This is a genomic window from Pseudooceanicola batsensis HTCC2597 (assembly GCF_000152725.1).
GTDB lineage: Bacteria > Pseudomonadota > Alphaproteobacteria > Rhodobacterales > Rhodobacteraceae > Pseudooceanicola > Pseudooceanicola batsensis.
In genome coordinates this window covers 1796664-1814385 of the sequence record NZ_CH724131.1, presented here as the reverse complement: position 1 = coordinate 1814385, position 17722 = coordinate 1796664, and the positions used below count along the sequence as shown (strand labels likewise).

At 69.0% G+C, this 17722-nt stretch carries 14 protein-coding genes and 1 pseudogene; 7 read left to right on the top strand and 8 right to left on the bottom strand.

Features of this window, described 5'->3' with window-relative positions; all coding sequences use genetic code 11:
* Positions 1-35 precede the first annotated feature (35 nt).
* Positions 36-641: pseudogene (locus OB2597_RS21495) on the top strand (glycosyltransferase); the annotation flags it as partial.
* Here OB2597_RS21495 and OB2597_RS12725 read toward each other — a convergent pair.
* The 3 genes from OB2597_RS12725 to OB2597_RS12715 all read right to left on the bottom strand — a co-directional run bounded on the left by OB2597_RS12725 (position 577) and on the right by OB2597_RS12715 (position 4372).
* The gene (locus OB2597_RS12725) at positions 577-2487 is read right to left on the bottom strand and encodes an ABC transporter ATP-binding protein (RefSeq protein WP_009805983.1); all 1911 of its coding nucleotides are present in this window, start codon (positions 2485-2487) and stop codon (positions 577-579) included. The pseudogene OB2597_RS21495 and the gene OB2597_RS12725 sit on opposite strands and share 65 nt — an antisense overlap.
* Entirely contained in the window at positions 2484-3164 is a 681-nt protein-coding gene (locus OB2597_RS12720) for a tyrosine-protein phosphatase (protein ID WP_009805982.1), read from the bottom strand. Before OB2597_RS12720 ends, OB2597_RS12725 begins: the two co-directional genes overlap by 4 nt.
* A 92-nt stretch (positions 3165-3256) precedes the next feature.
* Positions 3257-4372 (bottom strand): flavin-containing monooxygenase, encoded by a 1116-nt coding sequence (locus OB2597_RS12715; RefSeq protein ID WP_009805981.1) that lies wholly within the window; start codon positions 4370-4372, stop codon positions 3257-3259.
* Positions 4373-4536: 164 nt separating this feature from the next.
* Here OB2597_RS12715 and OB2597_RS12710 point away from each other — a divergent pair, with 164 nt between their 5' ends.
* A complete protein-coding gene (locus tag OB2597_RS12710; protein WP_009805980.1) occupies positions 4537-5736 on the top strand; it encodes a pyridoxal-phosphate-dependent aminotransferase family protein in 1200 nt (399 codons plus the stop codon).
* On the opposite strand, the gene OB2597_RS22290 is transcribed toward OB2597_RS12710, so the two are convergent.
* Both OB2597_RS22290 and OB2597_RS12705 read right to left on the bottom strand, forming a co-directional pair.
* Positions 5733-5906, bottom strand: coding sequence for a hypothetical protein (locus tag OB2597_RS22290; RefSeq protein WP_009805979.1), 174 nt, complete (start codon positions 5904-5906; stop codon positions 5733-5735). The two genes, OB2597_RS12710 and OB2597_RS22290, sit on opposite strands and share 4 nt — an antisense overlap.
* A 115-nt stretch (positions 5907-6021) precedes the next feature.
* Positions 6022-7137, bottom strand: a complete 1116-nt coding sequence (locus OB2597_RS12705) for a pyridoxal phosphate-dependent aminotransferase (RefSeq protein ID WP_009805978.1) — start codon at positions 7135-7137, stop codon at positions 6022-6024.
* Between the two features lie 139 nt (positions 7138-7276).
* On the opposite strand from OB2597_RS12705, the gene OB2597_RS12700 reads away from it, so the two are divergent.
* A complete protein-coding gene (locus OB2597_RS12700) occupies positions 7277-8068 on the top strand; it encodes a crotonase/enoyl-CoA hydratase family protein (RefSeq protein ID WP_009805977.1) in 792 nt (263 codons plus the stop codon).
* Between the two features lie 79 nt (positions 8069-8147).
* Here OB2597_RS12700 and OB2597_RS20990 read toward each other — a convergent pair whose 3' ends face one another.
* Positions 8148-10709, bottom strand: a complete 2562-nt coding sequence (locus OB2597_RS20990; protein ID WP_050759236.1) for a hypothetical protein — start codon at positions 10707-10709, stop codon at positions 8148-8150.
* Between the two features lie 190 nt (positions 10710-10899).
* On the opposite strand from OB2597_RS20990, the gene OB2597_RS12690 reads away from it, so the two are divergent.
* On the top strand, positions 10900-11613 hold the full coding sequence (locus OB2597_RS12690) for a thiamine diphosphokinase (RefSeq protein ID WP_009805975.1): 714 nt from the start codon (positions 10900-10902) through the stop codon (positions 11611-11613).
* Here OB2597_RS12690 and OB2597_RS12685 read toward each other — a convergent pair.
* Both OB2597_RS12685 and OB2597_RS12680 read right to left on the bottom strand, forming a co-directional pair.
* Positions 11531-12481, bottom strand: a complete 951-nt coding sequence (locus OB2597_RS12685) for a DMT family transporter (RefSeq protein ID WP_009805974.1) — start codon at positions 12479-12481, stop codon at positions 11531-11533. The two genes, OB2597_RS12690 and OB2597_RS12685, sit on opposite strands and share 83 nt — an antisense overlap.
* Positions 12482-12598: 117 nt before the next feature.
* Complete coding sequence (locus OB2597_RS12680) at positions 12599-13969, bottom strand: L-serine ammonia-lyase (RefSeq protein WP_009805973.1); 1371 nt, start codon at positions 13967-13969, stop codon at positions 12599-12601.
* Positions 13970-14210: 241 nt separating this feature from the next.
* On the opposite strand from OB2597_RS12680, the gene rpiA reads away from it, so the two are divergent.
* The 3 genes from rpiA to hflK all read left to right on the top strand — a co-directional run bounded on the left by rpiA (position 14211) and on the right by hflK (position 17721).
* Positions 14211-14999 carry a ribose-5-phosphate isomerase RpiA gene (rpiA, locus tag OB2597_RS12675; protein ID WP_009805972.1) on the top strand — a complete coding sequence of 263 codons (789 nt, stop codon included), beginning with the start codon at positions 14211-14213 and terminating at the stop codon, positions 14997-14999.
* 130 nt (positions 15000-15129) lie between these two features.
* Positions 15130-16491 (top strand): glutathione-disulfide reductase, encoded by a 1362-nt coding sequence (gene gor / locus OB2597_RS12670; RefSeq protein ID WP_009805971.1) that lies wholly within the window; start codon positions 15130-15132, stop codon positions 16489-16491.
* Positions 16492-16557: 66 nt separating this feature from the next.
* Positions 16558-17721, top strand: a complete 1164-nt coding sequence (hflK, locus tag OB2597_RS12665; protein ID WP_009805970.1) for an FtsH protease activity modulator HflK — start codon at positions 16558-16560, stop codon at positions 17719-17721.
* Position 17722: the final 1 nt, after the last annotated feature.

The following is a 17722-nucleotide window of genomic DNA, read 5'->3' as shown; positions in this document are numbered from 1 at the left end:
GGGGCAGATATAGCACTCACGGGCCGGGACGAAACATGCGCGCGCCGATATCGGTCATCATTCCCACGCTCGACGCCGCGACCGGCCTTGCCGGCTGCGCCGCCGCCTTGATGGAGGGGCTGCAGGCCGGGCTGATCCGCGAGCTTGTCGTGACCGACGGCGGATCGTCCGACGGCACGTTGCGGATCGCGCAGGAGATCGGCGCCGTCGTCGTGAGCGGGCCCGCGTCGCGCGGGGGGCAGTTGGGCCGGGGATGCAGGGCGGCGCAGGGTGAGTGGCTGCTGGTGCTGCACGCGGATACGCAGCTCGATCCGGGCTGGACCGGGGCGGTGGCGGGGCATCTGGCCTCGGACCGGCCGGCGCATTTCCGGCTGGCCTTCGACCGGACGGGGGCCGCCGGGCGTATGGTGGCGGGCTGGGCGAACCTGCGCAGCCGGGTCTTCGGGCTGCCATACGGGGACCAGGGGCTGCTGGTCCGCCGGGATGTTCTGGAGCGGGCCGGCGGCTATGCGGACATCCCCCTGATGGAGGACGTAGACCTGGTCCGCCGGTTGCCCCCGATGGCGGCCCTGCCGGTCACCGCGCGAACAAGCGCCGCCAGATACGTCCGGGAAGGCTGGTTGCGCCGGGGGGCACGGAACCTGATGCTGCTGCTTCGCTACCGGGCCGGAGCCGACCCGCACGCGCTAGCGCAAGCTTATCGGCCGTCATCCCGTCGGTCCTGAACTGCAGGTCGTAGAGACGGGCGTACAGCCCGCCGCGTTCGATCAACTCGTCGTGCCGGCCCTGATCGACGACGCGGCCACGGTCCATCACGACGATGCGGTCCGCCTCGCGCACGGTCGAGAGGCGGTGCGCGATCACCACCACGGTGCGGCCGTGCGACAGTCGGTCGAGCGCGTCCTGAACGACCTTTTCGGATTCCGCGTCCAGCGCCGATGTCGCTTCGTCCAGCAGCAGGATCGGCGTGTCCCGCAGCAGCGCCCGGGCGATGGCCACGCGCTGCCGCTGCCCGCCCGAAAGGTTCGACCCGCGCGGCCCGACCGGGCTTTCGAGGCCCTCGGGCAGCTTGTCGAGAAAGTCCGAGACATGGGCGGCGTCGAGCACCTCTTTCAGACGGCTTTCGCTAATGTCGGTCCGGCCGAGCAGGATGTTCTCGCGCAGGGATTCGTCGAAGAGTGCCGCATCCTGCGACACGACGGACAACAGGCCCCGCAGGTCCGGCAGCTTCATCGCGGCGACATCCACGCCGCCGATCTCGACCGCCCCGCTCTGCGGTTCGACCAGCCGGGCGAGCAGGTTGAACACCGTCGATTTCCCGGCGCCCGAGGCCCCGACCAGCGCCGTGGTCCGGCCGGCCTCGGCCACCAGGTCCAGCCCGAAGAGGACCTGCGTGTCGCCATAGCTGAGATCGACGCCGCGCAGGGCCACCTCGGGCACGCCTTCGGGCGGCGCCAGCGGGTTGGCGGGCGAGACGATGGTGGGCTCGGCATCCAGCAGTTCCTTGACACGTTCGATGCCCGCGGCGGCGATCTGCCACACGCCCGATACCGTGCCGAGCCGCCGCAGCGGTTCGAAGGCAAAGCCGATGGCGGTGAAGAAGGACATGAACTGCCCGACCGTCTTCTCGCCCGAGATGATCTCGCCGCCGCCGAAGATCAGGACGCCGAGAAAGCCCACACCGGCCATGGCGTCGATCAGGCCGGGAATCGCCGCCGTGCCCAGCGTCGCGCGGACCTCGGCCTTGACCAGATCGTCCGTCAGCGCCCCGTAGCGGTCGGACTGGTAGTCCTCGAGCCGGTTCAGCTTGACCGGCACGATTCCGTGGAACACCTCGTCGAGGCGCGTGGCGAGGCGCGCGCCCAGGTCCCGCGCCTCGCGGGATCTGCGCCGCACGAAACGCTGCACCACCACCGAGGGCATGACCAGGAGGGGCGCGCCGATCAGGGCGATGAGCGTCCATTGCCAGTCCACCGAGACGGCAACGCCCATCAGGATGACGAGCGCCACGGCATCGCGGCCCGCACCCGTCAGGATCGTGTTCCAGACGTCGTTGATCGCGGTGACGTCGCCCTGCACGCGCTGGATCAGAAAGCCCGGCGGATGGGTCTGGTGGAACACCCCGTCCTGCCGCATGAGACGGGTCAGCAGGTCCTTGCGCAGCGCGGCGGAAGTCCCCTGCGAGATGCGCGCCAGCAGGACCTTCTGCGCGACCGAGGCCAGCGCCCGGACAAGGAAGATGCCCAGGATCGCCGCGCCGACCCAGCCGAGGGCGCCGGTGTTGCCCTCGATGAAGACGTCGTCGAACATCGGCTTCATCATCCAGCTCAGCGCGCCCAGCATCGACCCTTCGAGCGTCATGAAGAACAGCGCCGCCAGCATCGGCCAGCGGTAGCGGTGCAGGTACCGGGTCCAGAGCCAGACGATGAGGTGCCGCCCCTCGTCGGTCAGCGGCTTGGGGGGGCGGGACTGCGCGTCGGCGCTCATGCCTTGCCCCGGGACTGGTCGAAGGAAAGTTGCATCGCCTGCGGATCGTATTCGGTCCGGATCCAATCCTCAAAGCCGATTTCCGAGGCCGCGTTGCGGGCGGCGTAGTGGTCCAGGATGTGGTCGAGGATGCCCGTCCGGGTCCAGCGGAAGTGGATGTAGCGCGGGCTCAGCATGCGGCGCGCGCGCTCGACCGGTTCGCCCTCGATGACCATGAGGTAGATGGCGCTGGCGAACCCGGCCCGGTCCGCGCCCGACTTGCAATGCATGACGAAGGGCTTTTCGATCCGCCGGAAACAGTCGATCAGGTTGAGGATGTCCTCTTTCGGGGCGGCGGCCCGGGCGATCAGGTTGCAGTCGACCATTGTCAGCCCGAGTTCGCCGCAACTCACCCTCTCGGTCAGGTAGGGCGCGCCCGACTCGGTGCCGCGCAGGTTGAGGACCGTGGTGATGCCGCGGGCCTTCATCCGCGCCAGCCGCGCGTGCGTGGGATGGTTCGAGCGGTACACGTCGGGCGAGATCTGGAAGAAGTTGCCCCAGACCGTGCGCAGGACCGCATGATCGAAATACAGGTTGTAGGTGCGCGCCCGCCGCCGGTTCTCCGGCGTCGACAGATCGACGTTGAAGGACTTTCGAAAGGCCCGTTCCCACGCCTGGAGTCTGGCAATCAGCTTCATCCGCCCCCGGCTCGTCTCGCCGGGTCCGGCCCGGCCCGACCCATTTAGGCGAGGGACCCGGCACTGACAAGCGGAGGGGTGCAGCCGCGCGGTCACGCCGTCGCCGCGAAGGCGCCCGCGACATGGGTGGCGATGGCCTTCGCCTCGCGGCTGCTGGTGCGCAACTGGCCCTCGGACGAGGCCCGGTAGGAACAGAAGTAGAGGCCCGGCTCGGGCGACGGTCCGCCGCTGACCACCGGGCGCCCCTGCGGGTCGAGGGCGCGGCACGCGCTGCCCAGCAGCGGGCGCAGATCGACGCGATAGCCGGTGGCGGCGACGACCGTGTCGAAACCCTCGGTCCCCTCGTCGGCAAAGGTGACGCGCCGGTCCGCGACGCCGGCGACGCCGGGCCGCACCTTGATGGCGCCGGCCTTTATGGCCGCCAGGGCGCCGACGTCGATCATCGGGATGCGCCCGTCCTCGGCCACCATCGTCGCGGGCCCCTTGCCGGAGGTCAGGCCGTAGTCCTCGGGCCGGCCGACGACCCGGCGCAGGATCGGGGCGGTCAGCCGGTCCGCCGCGCGGGGGCCGAGAAGGCGGCTCATCAATCCGAACGAGGTGATCGGCACGCCGAAAAGCTCCTTGGGCAGGATGGTGACCGGACCGCGGACCGAAAGCGTCACGTCGACCCCGGCCCGGGCCAGATCGAGCGCGATGTCGCCGCCGGAATTGCCGAAGCCGACCACGAGCACCCGCTGCCCCGAGAAGGGCCGGGAGCTCCTGTAGGCGCTGGAGTGCAGCACCGCGCCGCCGAACCCCTCTGTCCAGTCCGGCAGGCGCGGCTGGCCGTTCAGGCCGGTCGCCAGGACGACGACCGGCGCCTCTTCGGTGCCCCGGCCGTGCTCGACCCGCCACAGGTTCCCCTCGCGCCGGATGGCAGTCACCTCGCACCCGAACCGGGGGCGCAGATCCTGCGCCTCGGCATAGCTCTCGAGATAGTCGACCACCTGCGCGCGTGCGGGATACCGCCCCGCGCTTTCGGGAAAGGGCAGGCCCGGCAGGCCCGAGCGGTGTCGCGCGGTATGCAGCCGCAGGCTGTCGTAATGCGCGCGCCAGCTCGACCCCACGGTCGCGGCCTTCTCGAGCAGGATCGGCGTGATCCCGACCTGTCCGAGGCAGGCGCCGACGGCCAGTCCGGTTGGCCCGGCGCCCACGACGATGGCCCGCATGATCCCCTCCCTCTGCGTCAGCTGTCTTGCCGAGGACAAGCGTCCCGCGCCAGAGCGGCCCTGTCAATGCACCGGTCCCGTTGCGATAATCGCTCTCGCTGCGGATTGACCCCGGCGCAGGCGCGGCTAAGACTTGCGCCGTTCCACGTCATTCGAGGTGCCAGATGTCTCTTGCCGCAGGCCGCCCCTACCTTGCCATCCCCGGCCCCTCCGTCATGCCGGACGCGGTGCTGCAGGCGATGCATCAGCCCGCCCCCAACATCTACGAGGGCGATATCGTAACGATGGTGCAGGCCATGGTTCCCGACCTGCGGCGCGTTGCCATGACCGAGGGCAAGGTCGCGATCTACATCTCGAACGGGCACGGCGCCTGGGAAGCCTCGCTCGCCAATGTGGTCAGCCCGGGCGAAAAGGTCCTGGTCTGCGTCACCGGGCGGTTCGGAAACGGCTGGGCGGAAATGGCGGAAGGGCTGGGGATCGAAGCGGTCCGGCTGGATTTCGGCACCAAGACCGGCATCGACGCGGCGCGTCTGGAAGAGGCGCTGCGCGCGGACACGGGACACAGCTACAAGGCCGTGCTCTTCAGCCATGTCGATACCGCCTCGTCGCTGAGGAACGATCCCCGGCCGCTGCGGGCCGCGCTGGACGCGGCGGGACATCCGGCGCTGCTCATGGCGGACTGCATCGCCTCGATGGCCTGCGAGGAATTCCACATGGACGCCTGGGGCGTCGATATCGCCGTCACGGGCAGCCAGAAGGGTCTGATGGTGCCGCCGGGCCTTGCCTTCATCTTCGTGAACCGGCGGGCCGAGGAGGCCCGGCGCGCCATGCCGCGCGTCTCGCGCTACTGGGACTGGACCCCGCGGCTGGACCCGGAGTTCTTCTACCAGTTCTTCGGCGGCACGGCGCCGACACATCATCTCTTCGGGCTGCGCGCGGCGCTGGACCTGTTGCATGACGAGGGTATCGAGCACGTCTGGAAACGTCATCAAACGCTGGCCCGGACGATCTGGGCCGCCTGCGAGGCCTGGGGCAGCGACAACGGGGCGATGCGGCTGAACGTGGCCGATCCGGCCCTGCGCAGCCATGCGGTCACAGCCCTCGGGCTGGGCGAGAGGAACGGTTCGGCGCTGCGGCAATGGGTGGCGCGCAACGCCGGGGTGACGCTCGGGATCGGGCTCGGCATGGCGACCGAGGAGGATCCCAAGGGCGAGGGCTTTTTCCGCATCGGTCACATGGGGCACGTGAACGCGCATATGGTCCTGGGGATGCTCGGCACGCTCGAGGCGGGGATGCGCGCGATCGGCGTCCACCACGGCCCCGGCGGCCTCGAAGCCGCGGCCCGGGTCGTCGCCAGCGGCTAGGTGCGGCGCAGGCGGCTGATCCCCAGATTGAGCAGCCAGCCGACGGCGATGACGGCGAGCAGCCCGAAGAGCGACCAGATCAGCCCGAATATCCAGAGCAGGTTGATGAAGCCCATCCAGAGCGTGGCATTGGTGTAGTTCGGCGCGGAAGTCGGTCTGTCGGTCTGCACGATCGGGTCCGGGAAACGCGGCTGCGGGGTACCTGATCCGAATGATAGGCGCATCGCGCGGCCGGTCACGCGAATTCGGCGTGACCGGCCGGGCCCGCCGCCCCGGAGCGGCGCCTTACCCGGCGACCTTTTCGCGCGCGGCGGCGAGCGCCGGGGGCAGGGCCTCGTCCAGGACGCGCATGTCAGCTTCGGTCCCGCAGCTGATCCGGATGCACCGATCCTGGGGGGCGACGAAGGGCATGCGCACGAATACGCCACGGGCGCCCAGTTCGGTCACCATCGCCCGCGCAAGATCGCCGTCGCCGCCCAGGTCCACCGCCACGAAATTCGTCGCCGAGGGCAGGGGCGTCAGGCCGTTCCCGGCGGCGATGCGGGCGATCTCGTCCCGCGACCGGGCTACGCTGTCGATCACCCAGGCCAGGTGCTGCGGGTCCGCCAGCGCGGCAAGGGCACCGGCCTGCGCCGAGCGGTTCATCCCGAAATGATTGCGGATCTTCTCGAACGCGCGGATCAGCGGGGCCGCACCGAGAGCATAGCCGATGCGGGCGCCGGCCAGCCCGTAGGCCTTGGAAAACGTGCGCATCCGGATCACGCGCTCGTCGGTCACCGGCAGCGGCAGTGCCGCATCCTCCGGCGCGGTCTCGGCATAGGCCTCGTCCAGCACCATCAGCGTGCCGTCGCCCAGATCGTCCAGCGCGGCCGCGATCTCGGCCCCGCTCCAGTAGCCGCCCATCGGATTGTCGGGATTGGCAAGGTACACCAGCTTGGCGCCGGTGTCGGTCGCGCGGGCGACGAGGGCCGGAAGATCCTCGCGGTCGTCGCGATACGCCAGGAAATCCAGCACGCCGCCATGGCCGTTCACATGGTAGTTGAAGGTCGGATAGGCCCCCGACGACGTCACGACCCGGTCGCCGGGCGCAACCACGAGCCGGACCACGTAGCCCAGCAGCCCGTCGATCCCTTCGCCCACGAGGATGTTTTCGGGCGCGACGCGGTGGTGCTCGGCCAGCGCATGCCGCAGGTCGTAGCTGGTCGAGTCGCCGTATTTCCAGATCTCGGCATCCGCCGCGCGCATCGCCTCGAGCACCTTCGGCGAAGGGCCGAAGACGCTCTCGTTGGCGCCGAGGCGCGCGTCGAAGCCGGCGCCGCGTTCGCGTTCCAGGGTCTCGGGCCCGATGAAGGGCACCGTGGCGGGCAGGCTGTCTACCAGCGGGGTATAGCGCGGCGGCATCTCGTTTCCTCCTCGATCCGGGTGAGGGGCAGATAACCGGGCCGTTGCGTCATGAGCAAGAGGAACGCGCCATCGGGGCTGGTCTCGGGCCGTGGCTCCGGGCACACTCGTGCGGCAATGACCCATGGGAGGAGGCGGAATGCCCCGAGTGACCACCGAGATCCGCGACCACGTCGCCTATGTGACCCTGACGCGCGGCGACAAGATGAACGCCGTCGATCCGGACATGGCCGAGGCCATCGTCGAGGCGGGCGAGGCGCTGGTCGGCAATGCCGACATCCGCGCGGTCCTGCTGTCGGCCGAGGGGCGCGCCTTCTGCGCCGGTCTGGACGTGGCGAGTTTCGGCCAGCATGCTTCGGGCGGCGACCAGACCGACCGTATCGTCAAGCGGACGCACGGCGACTCGAACCTGATGCAGCGGGTCGCGACCGTCTGGCGCGACGTGCCGGTCCCGGTGATTGCCGCAGTGCAGGGCGTGGCCTTCGGTGCGGGGTTCCAGCTGGCGCTCGGCGCGGATGTGCGGATCGCGGCGCCGGGCACGAAATTCGCGGTGATGGAGGCCAAGTGGGGGCTCGTGCCGGACATGGGCGGCATGGTCCTGATGCCGCGCCTCATGCGGTCGGACGTGATCCGCCTCATGACCTACACGGCCGAGCCGGTGACGGCCGAAAAAGGGCTGGACTGGGGTTTCGTGACCGAGATCGCCGAGGACCCGCTGGCGCGCGCGACCGAGATCGTGACGCTGATCGCGGAAAAGTCTCCCTCGGCCACGCGTCTGGCGAAGTCGCTCATTGCAACGGCCGAGAGCGGCGCTTCGGATGCCGATGTGCTGATGGCGGAAAGCGTCGAGCAGGCCAAGCTGATCGGCGGCGCGGACCAGATCGAGATCGTCTCGGCCAACATGGCGGGGCGCAAGCCGAATTTCGGCTGACGGCGGATCCGGCAGCCGGTACCGAAATGTCAAAAGGCCGGCTATTCAGCCGGCCTTTTCCCGTGGCGGTGCGGGACCGTCAGACGGCGGCCCGTTCCTCGGGGCGGAAGTTGATCCGTTCCGAGACCGAGAACTGACCCGCCGCGACCTTGCGCAGCTTGCCTTCGCGCAGCAGCCGGCCGAAGTGGCGCAGCCCGTCCTCGCGCGAGAACTCGCCCTCGAGAGCCTGCCGTGCCTTGGTCATCAGCTGCGGGCGGGTGAACTCGCCACGCCCCTCGACGAAGGCGAGGTAGGAGGCCGCGGCCTCGAGGATGTCCGGCAGTTCATAGGCGCCGACGCGATCCGCGAATTCCGAGAACGAGGCCGCGTTGGCCGCCGTGGCACGGGCATGCGCCTCGGCCTCGTGATCCATGTCCAGGTCCTCGTGGCCCTCGTTCTCGGCCTGGCGCTCCGCGATGTCCGAAACTCGGACCCGCCGGGGGCGGATCGGACCGGCCTGGGCGGTGTCCGAGACGTCCACGCGCTGTTCCGCGACCAGTTTCAGCGGGGCCGGGCGGTCTTCGGTGCGGCGCGACGGGGCGTCGCCCCGGGGCACCGGACGGCGCGGCCGGACCACATGGGCGAGGTCGTCGCGATAGGCGTCGGTGGCTTCGCCATCGTCGTCGGCGAAATCGGCCCCGGCCTGTTTCTCGGCCTTGGTGGCGGCCACGGCGGCCCGCAGGTGGGCGATGGCGCTGCGGCGCCGGGTGCCGTCGCTGTCGCCCAGCTGGTTGTCGGTCTCGGCAAGGATCCGGTCCATGTCGTCATCGGCCTTGCGGAGCAGCCGGCGGCGCGGATTGATCACCTGCGGCGCCTCGTCCGGCACGGCGGGCGCGGCGGCCTGTTCGGCAACCTCTTCCGGTTCGGCGTTGTCGGCCCCTGCCGCGTCACCGGCATCTTCCTCGTCGTAGGCTTCGAGGTCGTCATGCTCTTGCAGAGCGCCGGGCCCGGCATCCGCGCCGCCACCGGAGATCTCCGCCTCGAGCGCCTTGAGTTCGCTCTGAAGCTCGGCCTCGTCCTCGGGGCTGAGCGTGCTTTCGCCATAGGCCGTTTCGGGCAGGGCGGCCTCGGTCCCGTCGGTGTCGGGCTCTTCCTCCAGCCGGCCCTCGCGGACGGCCTCTTCGAAGTCGCGGCGCTTGACCTTGAGGACCCGGGCGACCGGGCGGGCGGGCGTGTCCTGCGCGCCGGCGGGTTCGGGCGTCACCTCGTCCGCATGGTCCGGATCGTCGTGCGGATCCGACAGCGACAGGTCATCGTGATCGTCGTCTTCGCCGTCATCGAAGGACAGGTCGTCGAAGTCGTCGTCGTCGTAGGCCGCGAGGCCGAACCCGTCGTCCAGATCGTTCATATCCTCGTCCGCGTCGGATGCCGCGGCGATATCGTCGTCTTCGGAGACATCGGTCAGCGCGACATCGTCGGCGAGATCTTCGTCACCTAAATCCTCCTCGCCCGGCGCATTGGCGATCGCCATTGCCGCGCTGAGGTCGAGATCCTCCGTATCCTCGAGCCAGACATCGGGCTGCCGGGCGGGGCCGGCTTCGTCTGTCCCACGGGCCACGCTTTCGTGTTCGTCAGCGTCGAACCCGTCATCCAGAGCGGCGAAATCGCTGTCTTCCGTGATCTCGTCGTCTTCGAGGTCGTCCTCGGCGTAGTGGAAATCGGGCATCGCCGCGGCGGGCGCCAGGGGCACGTTATCGGCGTCAGACATGTTCCCGAGCAGGGCATCGCTTTCGGCGAGTTCGCCCTCGTCGGCATGCTGGTCCTCGCTGTAGTCGGCGACGGCGGGGGGCTTGCGGTCCTTGGCCACCACGTCGCGGATCCGCTGGAGCTTTGCCGCGACGGAGTTCTGATCGGCCGCCGGGGTTGCCGGGGCCGCGGGGGCGGTCGGCGTTGCCGGGACGGCGGGCCGGCCGGCCGAGACCCGGACGGTGCGCGGGCTGCTGGTCGAGACCCGGACGTTGGGGCGCGGTTTCGTCGAACGGGCGGTGGTCGCCTGGATCGGCCGGGCCCGCACCACCCGGGCGCGGGGCGCAGGGGCGGCCTCTTCGGCGGGAGGTTCGGTTGCGGCGGCGGGCTCTTCCCGGGGGGCTTCCGGTGGTTCGCTTCGATCCTCGGGTCCGCCCTCGACAGCGGCGGCCTCAGGGACGGGCTTAGGGGCGGGCTCATCCGTCTCGGGGGTGTCGCCGGCATCCGCTGCGGGCGCGGCCGGGGGCGGCGCGTCGGCCGTGTCCGAGGTGCCGCGGGGCGGCGACGCGGTCGCGTCGGGCTGCGGGCCCGTTTCCTCAGCCGTTTCCTCTGCCGCGTCAGCGACGGCGTCGGACGCGTGGCGGTCATCCGCCAGCGCAGCGCGGTCCTGGCGCAGCACGATACCGGTCTCGTTCCGGTGCGCCTCGACCCGGCGCGCAGCGCTGCGGCTGGCGAGCTGGGCCAGCATCTCGGGGTCGGGGGTCGGCGGCTCGGCGCCGAAGAAGCGATCCTCAGCCGCAAGGTCACGGAAATACTCTGCAATCGCCTTCATCGTCGAAAAGGCATCGTCGAACCCTTCGAGCGTGCAGGAGAACGTGCCATAGGACACGGTCAGGATTTTGTTTGACTCAGCCACGGTGTTTCTCGCTTCTTGTCACTTGCCTGTGGGCGGTACTGCTCTCACCACCTCGTCGGCCGGACGATGCGACCCATTGGGTTCGAATCTAAGGAATGGGTCGTCTCATTTTGTGACAATTTCGTGGTACCTGTCCACTTTGGCTCCTATTCATAGACAATCGCCCGCCCAATGCCCGGAAGAATACGCCTTGAGCCATGAAGATATCGTGATCTCGGACCGCCCCGTCCTCATGCTGGGCGGCGCGGTGACAGAGGCCGCGCTGCGGGTGGTCGGAGGTTTGCTGGCCGAGCCGGACCTGGCCGGCGCGCCGGTCGTTGCCGTGGACGGGGGCGCCCGGCTGGCCATCAGCGCCGGTCTCACGCCGCAGGCGGTCATCGGCGATTTCGACAGCCTGGGCCCCGATGAGGCCGCCCAATTCGATCCCGCGACCCTGCACCGGATCACCGAGCAGGAGACGACCGACTTCGACAAGGCTCTGCGATCGGTCCGCGCTCCGGTCGTGCTGGGGGCCGGCTTTCACGGCGCGCGGATCGACCATCATCTGGCGGCGCTGTCCGTGCTTGCCCGGTTTCCCGATCGTCACTGCATCCTCGTGGGAACCGAGGATGTCACCTGCCTCTGCCCGCCGGAACTTGCCATCGATCTGTCGCCCGGAGACTGGCTGTCGCTGTTTCCTCTGGCCGAGGTTCAGGGCACCTCGTCCGGGCTGGAGTGGCCGATCGACGGGCTGCGCTTTCGCCCGGACCACCGCATCGGCACGTCCAATCGCGTGACCGAGGGGCGGGTGCGGCTGCAGATGACCGCGCCGGGAATGCTGCTCATACTGCCGCGCCGGGCCCTCCGCCCGCTGCTTGCGGCACTGTCACGGTCTGGCGCGCGATGGCCCGCTCGCGCAGGATGACGTAGAGCCCGGCGCCCATCGTGATCACGATCCCCACGGCGGCGAGCCCGTTGGGCAGGTCCGAGAAGGCCAGCCAGCCGATCAGCGTGGCAAAGGGGATCTCGAGATACTGCATCGGGGCGAGCGTCGCCGAGGGCGCGAAGCGCAGCGACCAGGTCATCAGCAGATGGCCGAAAGAGCCGAGAAGCCCGAGCAGGATGTAGAACCCGATGGCCTCCTGCGGGATCGGCGCGAGGCTCAGGGTCTCGGACCCGGTCGCCCAGCCCAGGGCCGCGAGCGGAAGCAGCACCGCCATGGCCATCGCGCCGCTGACCCCCTGCATGGCGATGGGATCGGTCTCTTTCGCGATGCGCCGGGTGACCAGCATGAAGAGCGCGAAATTCAAAGCGACGCCGAGCGGCAGGAGCGCGGGCCAGCCGACATCGGCAAAGCTGGGCTGAATAACCAAAAGCGTGCCCAGGAACCCGACGGCACAGGCGGCGAGGCGCCGCCAGCCGACCTCTTCCCCCATGAGCGACCATCCCAGGAGCAGCAGGATGAAGGGCATGACGAAGGCGATGGCGATCGTCTCGGCCAGGGGGAGGAACCGCAGGGACAGGAACATCAGGCCCACCCCGAGGACATGCAGCACGGTCCGCAGGAAGACGAAGCCGGAGATCCGGGGCGACATGCGCAGGGTGCGGCCGGTCGCCACCGCGATGGGGATCAGGAACAGCGCCTGCATCAGGAAGCGCAGGAGCACCACCTGGAACACCGGCTGGGCGAACGCCGCCTGCCCAAGGTACTTGGCGGTGGCATCGCCGAGCGGCGCGGTAAAGCAGAACCCCAGCATGAGGGCGATCCCGAGAAGCGGGCGGTCGGCGGTCATCGGTTCCTCCGGTCAATCGGGGAACTGAAGCATGAGCCGGAAGGTGGAACAATGGCCCGGACGCGCACAGCGATGACCAACCGGGGTTGCATCATCGTCGGGCCGGCCGGCGCGGCCTCAGCAGTTCGGCACGTTGACCGCAAGCCCGCCGAGCGAGGTTTCCTTGTATTTCTCGTGCATGTCCCGTCCGGTCTGGCGCATGGTCTCGATCGCCGCGTCGAGCGGGACGAAATGCTGACCGTCGCCGCGCAGGGCCAGCGAGGCGGCACTGACGGCCTTGATGGCCCCGAGAGAGTTGCGTTCGATGCAGGGCACCTGCACCAACCCGCGGACCGGGTCGCAGGTCATGCCGAGGTGATGTTCCAGCGCGATCTCGGCCGCGTTCTCGATCTGCTCGGGGGTTCCGCCCAGCACCGCGCACAGCCCGGCCGCGGCCATGGCGGCGGCCGAGCCCACCTCGGCCTGACAGCCCGCCTCGGCCCCGCTGATCGAGGCGTTGTACTTGACCAGCCCGGCAATGGCCGCGGCGGTCAGCAGGAACTCGGGCACCCGCGTCTCGGAGGCGCCGGGCACGTGATCGAGCCAGTAGCGCATGACGGCGGGCACCACGCCGGCGGCCCCGTTGGTGGGCGAGGTGACGACCTGGCCACCGGCGGCGTTCTCCTCGTTCACGGCCATGGCGTAGGTGCCGATCCAGTCGTTGACCACGTGCGGCGCGGTCAGGTTCTGACCGCGTTCCTCGCGCAGCTTGGCGTAGATGCCCGGGGCGCGGCGGCGCACGTTGAGCCCGCCGGGCAGGACGCCCCCGGTGGCGAGACCGCGGTCCATGCAGGATTTCATCACCTGCCAGATGCGGTAGGTGCCCTGGCGCAGGGCGCCGGTCTTGCGCGCGGCCTCGTTGCGCTCCTTCATCTGGGCGATGCTCAGGCCCGACTCGGCCGCCATGTCGAGCATCTCCTGCGCCGTCTTGAAGGGGAAGGGCACCGGCGCCCCCTCGGCCCTGGCCTTGCCGGAGGTGAGTTCCTCGTCCGTCAGGACGAACCCGCCGCCGATGGAATAGTAGGTTTCCGACAGGATCACGTCGCCCTGCGCGTCCAGCGCCTCGATCACCATGCCGTTGGCGTGGCCGGGCAGCGCGTTCTCGTAGTCGAAGCGCAGGTCGCTGCGCGGATCGAAGGTCAGTTGCGGCAGGCCCGGCGCCGAGATCCGGCGCGATCCGGCGATGGACAGCAGCGTCGCCTCGGCCTCGTCCGCGTCGTAGGTCTCGGGCCGGAAGCCGGCGAGCCCCAGGATGACGGCCCGGTCCGTCGCGTGGCCGCGCCCGGTGAAGGCCAGCGATCCGTGCAGGGTCGCCCGGACCCCCTTGGCCGCGAAGGGCGCGCCGCGAAGCCGGTCGAGGAAGCGCGCCGCGGCCACCATGGGCCCCATGGTATGCGAGGACGAGGGGCCGACACCGATCTTGAAGACCTCGAAGACAGAAAGAAACATGCGCACTCCGTCAGATACCAGGTCGATCCTGCATGAGACACGGCCCGTGGCGCTACCGGAAAACGACAGGAATTCGGGCGATAGCGCCGCTTGCGCGCGAAACGTGTAAACTGCATGAACCCGGGTTGGCGCGCGAATGAGCTTTCGGGCCTGGATCCGGACGGAAATTTCGGGCGATTGCGTCTCGCCCTCGCGGCGGCTGGGCCCTATAAGCGGGCGAGTTCATGTACGGGGGAAGCCGATGTCCGGAGAGCTGTCGCCAATCGACAAGGCAAAATTCGTTGCCGCCAAGCGGTCCGTCGACTTTGTCGAGGACGGGATGCGCGTCGGCCTCGGCACCGGGTCGACCGCCGCCTGGATGGTCCGCTGTCTCGGCGAACTGGTGCGCGAGGACGGGCTGAGGATCAAGGGCGTGCCGACGTCCACCCGCACGGCGCAGCTGGCGCGGGAGGTGGGCATCGAGGTGATCTCGCTCGACGAGGCGAAGTGGCTCGACCTGACGATCGACGGCGCGGACGAGTTCGACAGCAGCCTGAACCTGATCAAGGGCGGTGGCGGCGCGCTGCTGCAGGAAAAGATCGTCGCGACCGCCAGCGACCAGATGATCGTGATCGCGGATATCGGCAAGCAGGTCGATGCGCTCGGCGCCTTCCCGCTGCCGATCGAGGTCATCCCCTTCGGCTGGCAGACGACCCAGGCGCTGGTCGAGGAGACGCTGATCTCGATGGACGTTCTGGGCCGCAACTCGACCCTGCGGATGAACGGTCAGCGTCCCTTCGTGACGGACGAGGGCAACTACATCCTCGATCTGCACCTCAACCGCATCGGCGATGCCCGCCAGCTCGCCATGGTGCTGAACCAGATGCCGGGGGTGGTCGAGAACGGGCTCTTCATCGACATCTGCGACTGCGTCATCGTGGGCTTCGGCGACGGCCGGGTCGAGGTGCGCGACATCAATGCCGGCACGGTCGAGGAGAGCCGGCTCGATTTCCTCGAGGACGACAACCTGTTCTCGGACCTCAGCGACTGAGGGCCGCCCCCGGCGCCAGCCGCGCCGCGCCGCCCGGGGCAGATGCCGTCAAGGTGATCGGGGGCGCGTTGCGCTGGCCATCGGGGTGCCCATGTGGGATAGGGAAGCGTGCTGAGCGGAGACGGGCTGAATGAGCGATTTCGACTATGATCTTTTTGTGATCGGCGGCGGATCGGGGGGCGTGCGCGCGGCCCGTGTCGCGGCGGGCGAGACGGGGGCCAGGGTCGCCCTGGCCGAAGAGAGCCGGTATGGCGGCACATGCGTGATCCGGGGCTGCGTTCCGAAAAAGCTCATGGTCTTCGCCAGCGGCTATGCCGAGATGGTCGAGGATGCCCGGGCCTACGGCTGGGAACTGGGCGACGGGACCTTTCACTGGGACACCTTCCGGCCCAAGCTGGATGCCGAGCTGGACCGGCTCGAAGGGATCTACAAGAAGCTGCTCGACACGCCGGGCGTGGAGCGGTTCGACCAGCGCGCGCGGATCAGGGATGCGCATACGGTCGAACTGGCGGACGGCACCACCAAGACGGCCAAGCACATCCTCGTCGCCACCGGCGGACGGCCGGTGCGTCCCGAGATGGAGAATGCCGAGCTGGGGATCGTCAGCGACGATGTCTTCCAGCTCGAGACGCTGCCGAAATCCGTGCTGGTGGTGGGCGGCGGCTACATCGCCTGCGAATTCGCCTGCATCCTGAACGGTATGGGCGTCGAGGTGACGCAGTACTATCGGGGGGCGCAGATCCTGCGCGGCTTCGACGACGAGGCGCGCGGACTGGTCGCCGAGGAGATGAACGCCAAGGGGGTCGACATTCACTGCGGTACCAACCTGCTCGAGATGCGCCGCGAGGGCGACGGCATCTGGGTGAAGGCGACCAACGGCAGCGAGAGGGTGTTCGACAAGGTCATCTTCGCCACCGGTCGCCGGCCCAATACCGACGATCTGGGCCTCGAGGAGGCCGGGGTGGAACTGGGACGCAGGGGCGAGGTGGTGGTCGACGACTATTCCCGGACATCGGTGCCCTCGATCTACGCCATCGGCGACGTCACGGACCGGGCCAACCTCACGCCTGTCGCCATCCGCGAGGGCATGGCCTTCGTCGAGACGGTGTTCCGGGGCAATCCCACCAAGCCGGATCACGAACTGATCCCGACAGCGATCTTCACGCAGCCCGAGATGGGCACTGTCGGTCTGAGCGAGGAAGCCGCGCGCGAGCAGGAGCCGATCGAGGTCTATGCCACCTCGTTCCGGCCCATGCAGACGGTCTTTGCGGGGCGGCCGGACCGTGTGATGATGAAACTGATCGTCAGCCGCGAGACGCGCCGGGTGCTGGGATGTCACATCGTCGCGCCGCAGGCGGGCGAGATGATCCAGCTGGCGGGGATCGCCGTCAAGATGGGCGCCACGAAAGAGGATTTCGACCGGACGGTGGCGGTTCACCCCACCATGGCCGAAGAGATCGTCACCATGCGCGAACCGACCCGCGCAACTTGAAATCCGGCCCCGGATGCACAGTTTGGGGCCTAAGACAATACGACAGGTAAAGTGAGAAGGACTGACATGGCTGGTAATTCGGGCGGCCCCTGGGGGGGCGGCGGCAATTCCGGCGGCGGGCGGCAGCAGCCCCCCTCCGGCGGCGGAGGGGGCGGCCGGCGCCCCGAGGGAGACGGACCGCAAATCCCGGATATCGACGAGCTGATGCGCAAGGGGCAGGACCAGTTGCGCGTGCTCATGGGGGGACGCGGAAACAACGGCAACGGCAGCGGCCAGGGCGGCGGCACCGGCGGCGGGCCGAAGTTGACCCGCGGGACGATCGTGATCGGTCTGCTGGTGGCCTTTGCCCTCTGGCTCACCGCCAGTTTCTACACGGTGCGCCCGGAAGAACAGTCGGTCGAGCTTTTCTTCGGCGACTATTCCTCGACCGGCAACCCGGGTCTGAACTTCGCGCCGTGGCCCTTCGTGACCTACGAGGTCATTCCGGTCACCCGCGAACAGACCGAGGATATCGGCGTCGGCGGGAACCGCGGTGGCGATGCCGGGCTGATGCTGACCGGCGACGAGAACATCGTGGACATCGACTTCCAGGTGGTCTGGAACATCAACGATCCGGCCAAGTTCCTGTTCAACCTGCGCGACCCGCGCATGACGATCCGGGCCGTGTCCGAATCCGCCATGCGCGAGATCATCGCGCAGTCGGAACTCGCGCCGATCCTCAACCGGGACCGTGGCGCCATTGCCGGCCGGCTGAGGGACATGATCCAGTCCACGCTCGACAGCTACGATTCGGGCATGAATGTCGTCCGCGTGAACTTCGACAAGGCCGACCCGCCCGCCGAGGTGATCGACGCCTTCCGCGAGGTGCAGGCGGCGGAACAGGAACGCGAGACCCTGACCAACCAGGCCGATGCCTATGCCAACCGTGTCCTGGCGGGCGCGCGCGGTGAAGCCGCGCAGGTCCTGGAAGAGGCCGAGGGCTATCGCGCCCGCGTGGTCAACGAGGCCGAGGGTGAAGCCAGCCGCTTCTCCGCCGTCCTGACCGAGTATACCAAGGCGCCCGAGGTGACGCGCAAGCGTCTCTATCTCGAGACGATGGAGGATGTGCTGGGTCGGGTCGACAAGATCATCATCGACGAACAGACCGGAGAGGGCGTGGTGCCGTATCTGCCGCTGAACGAATTGCAGCGGAACCGGGCGTCGGGCAACCAGCAGAGCGGAGGCAACTGAG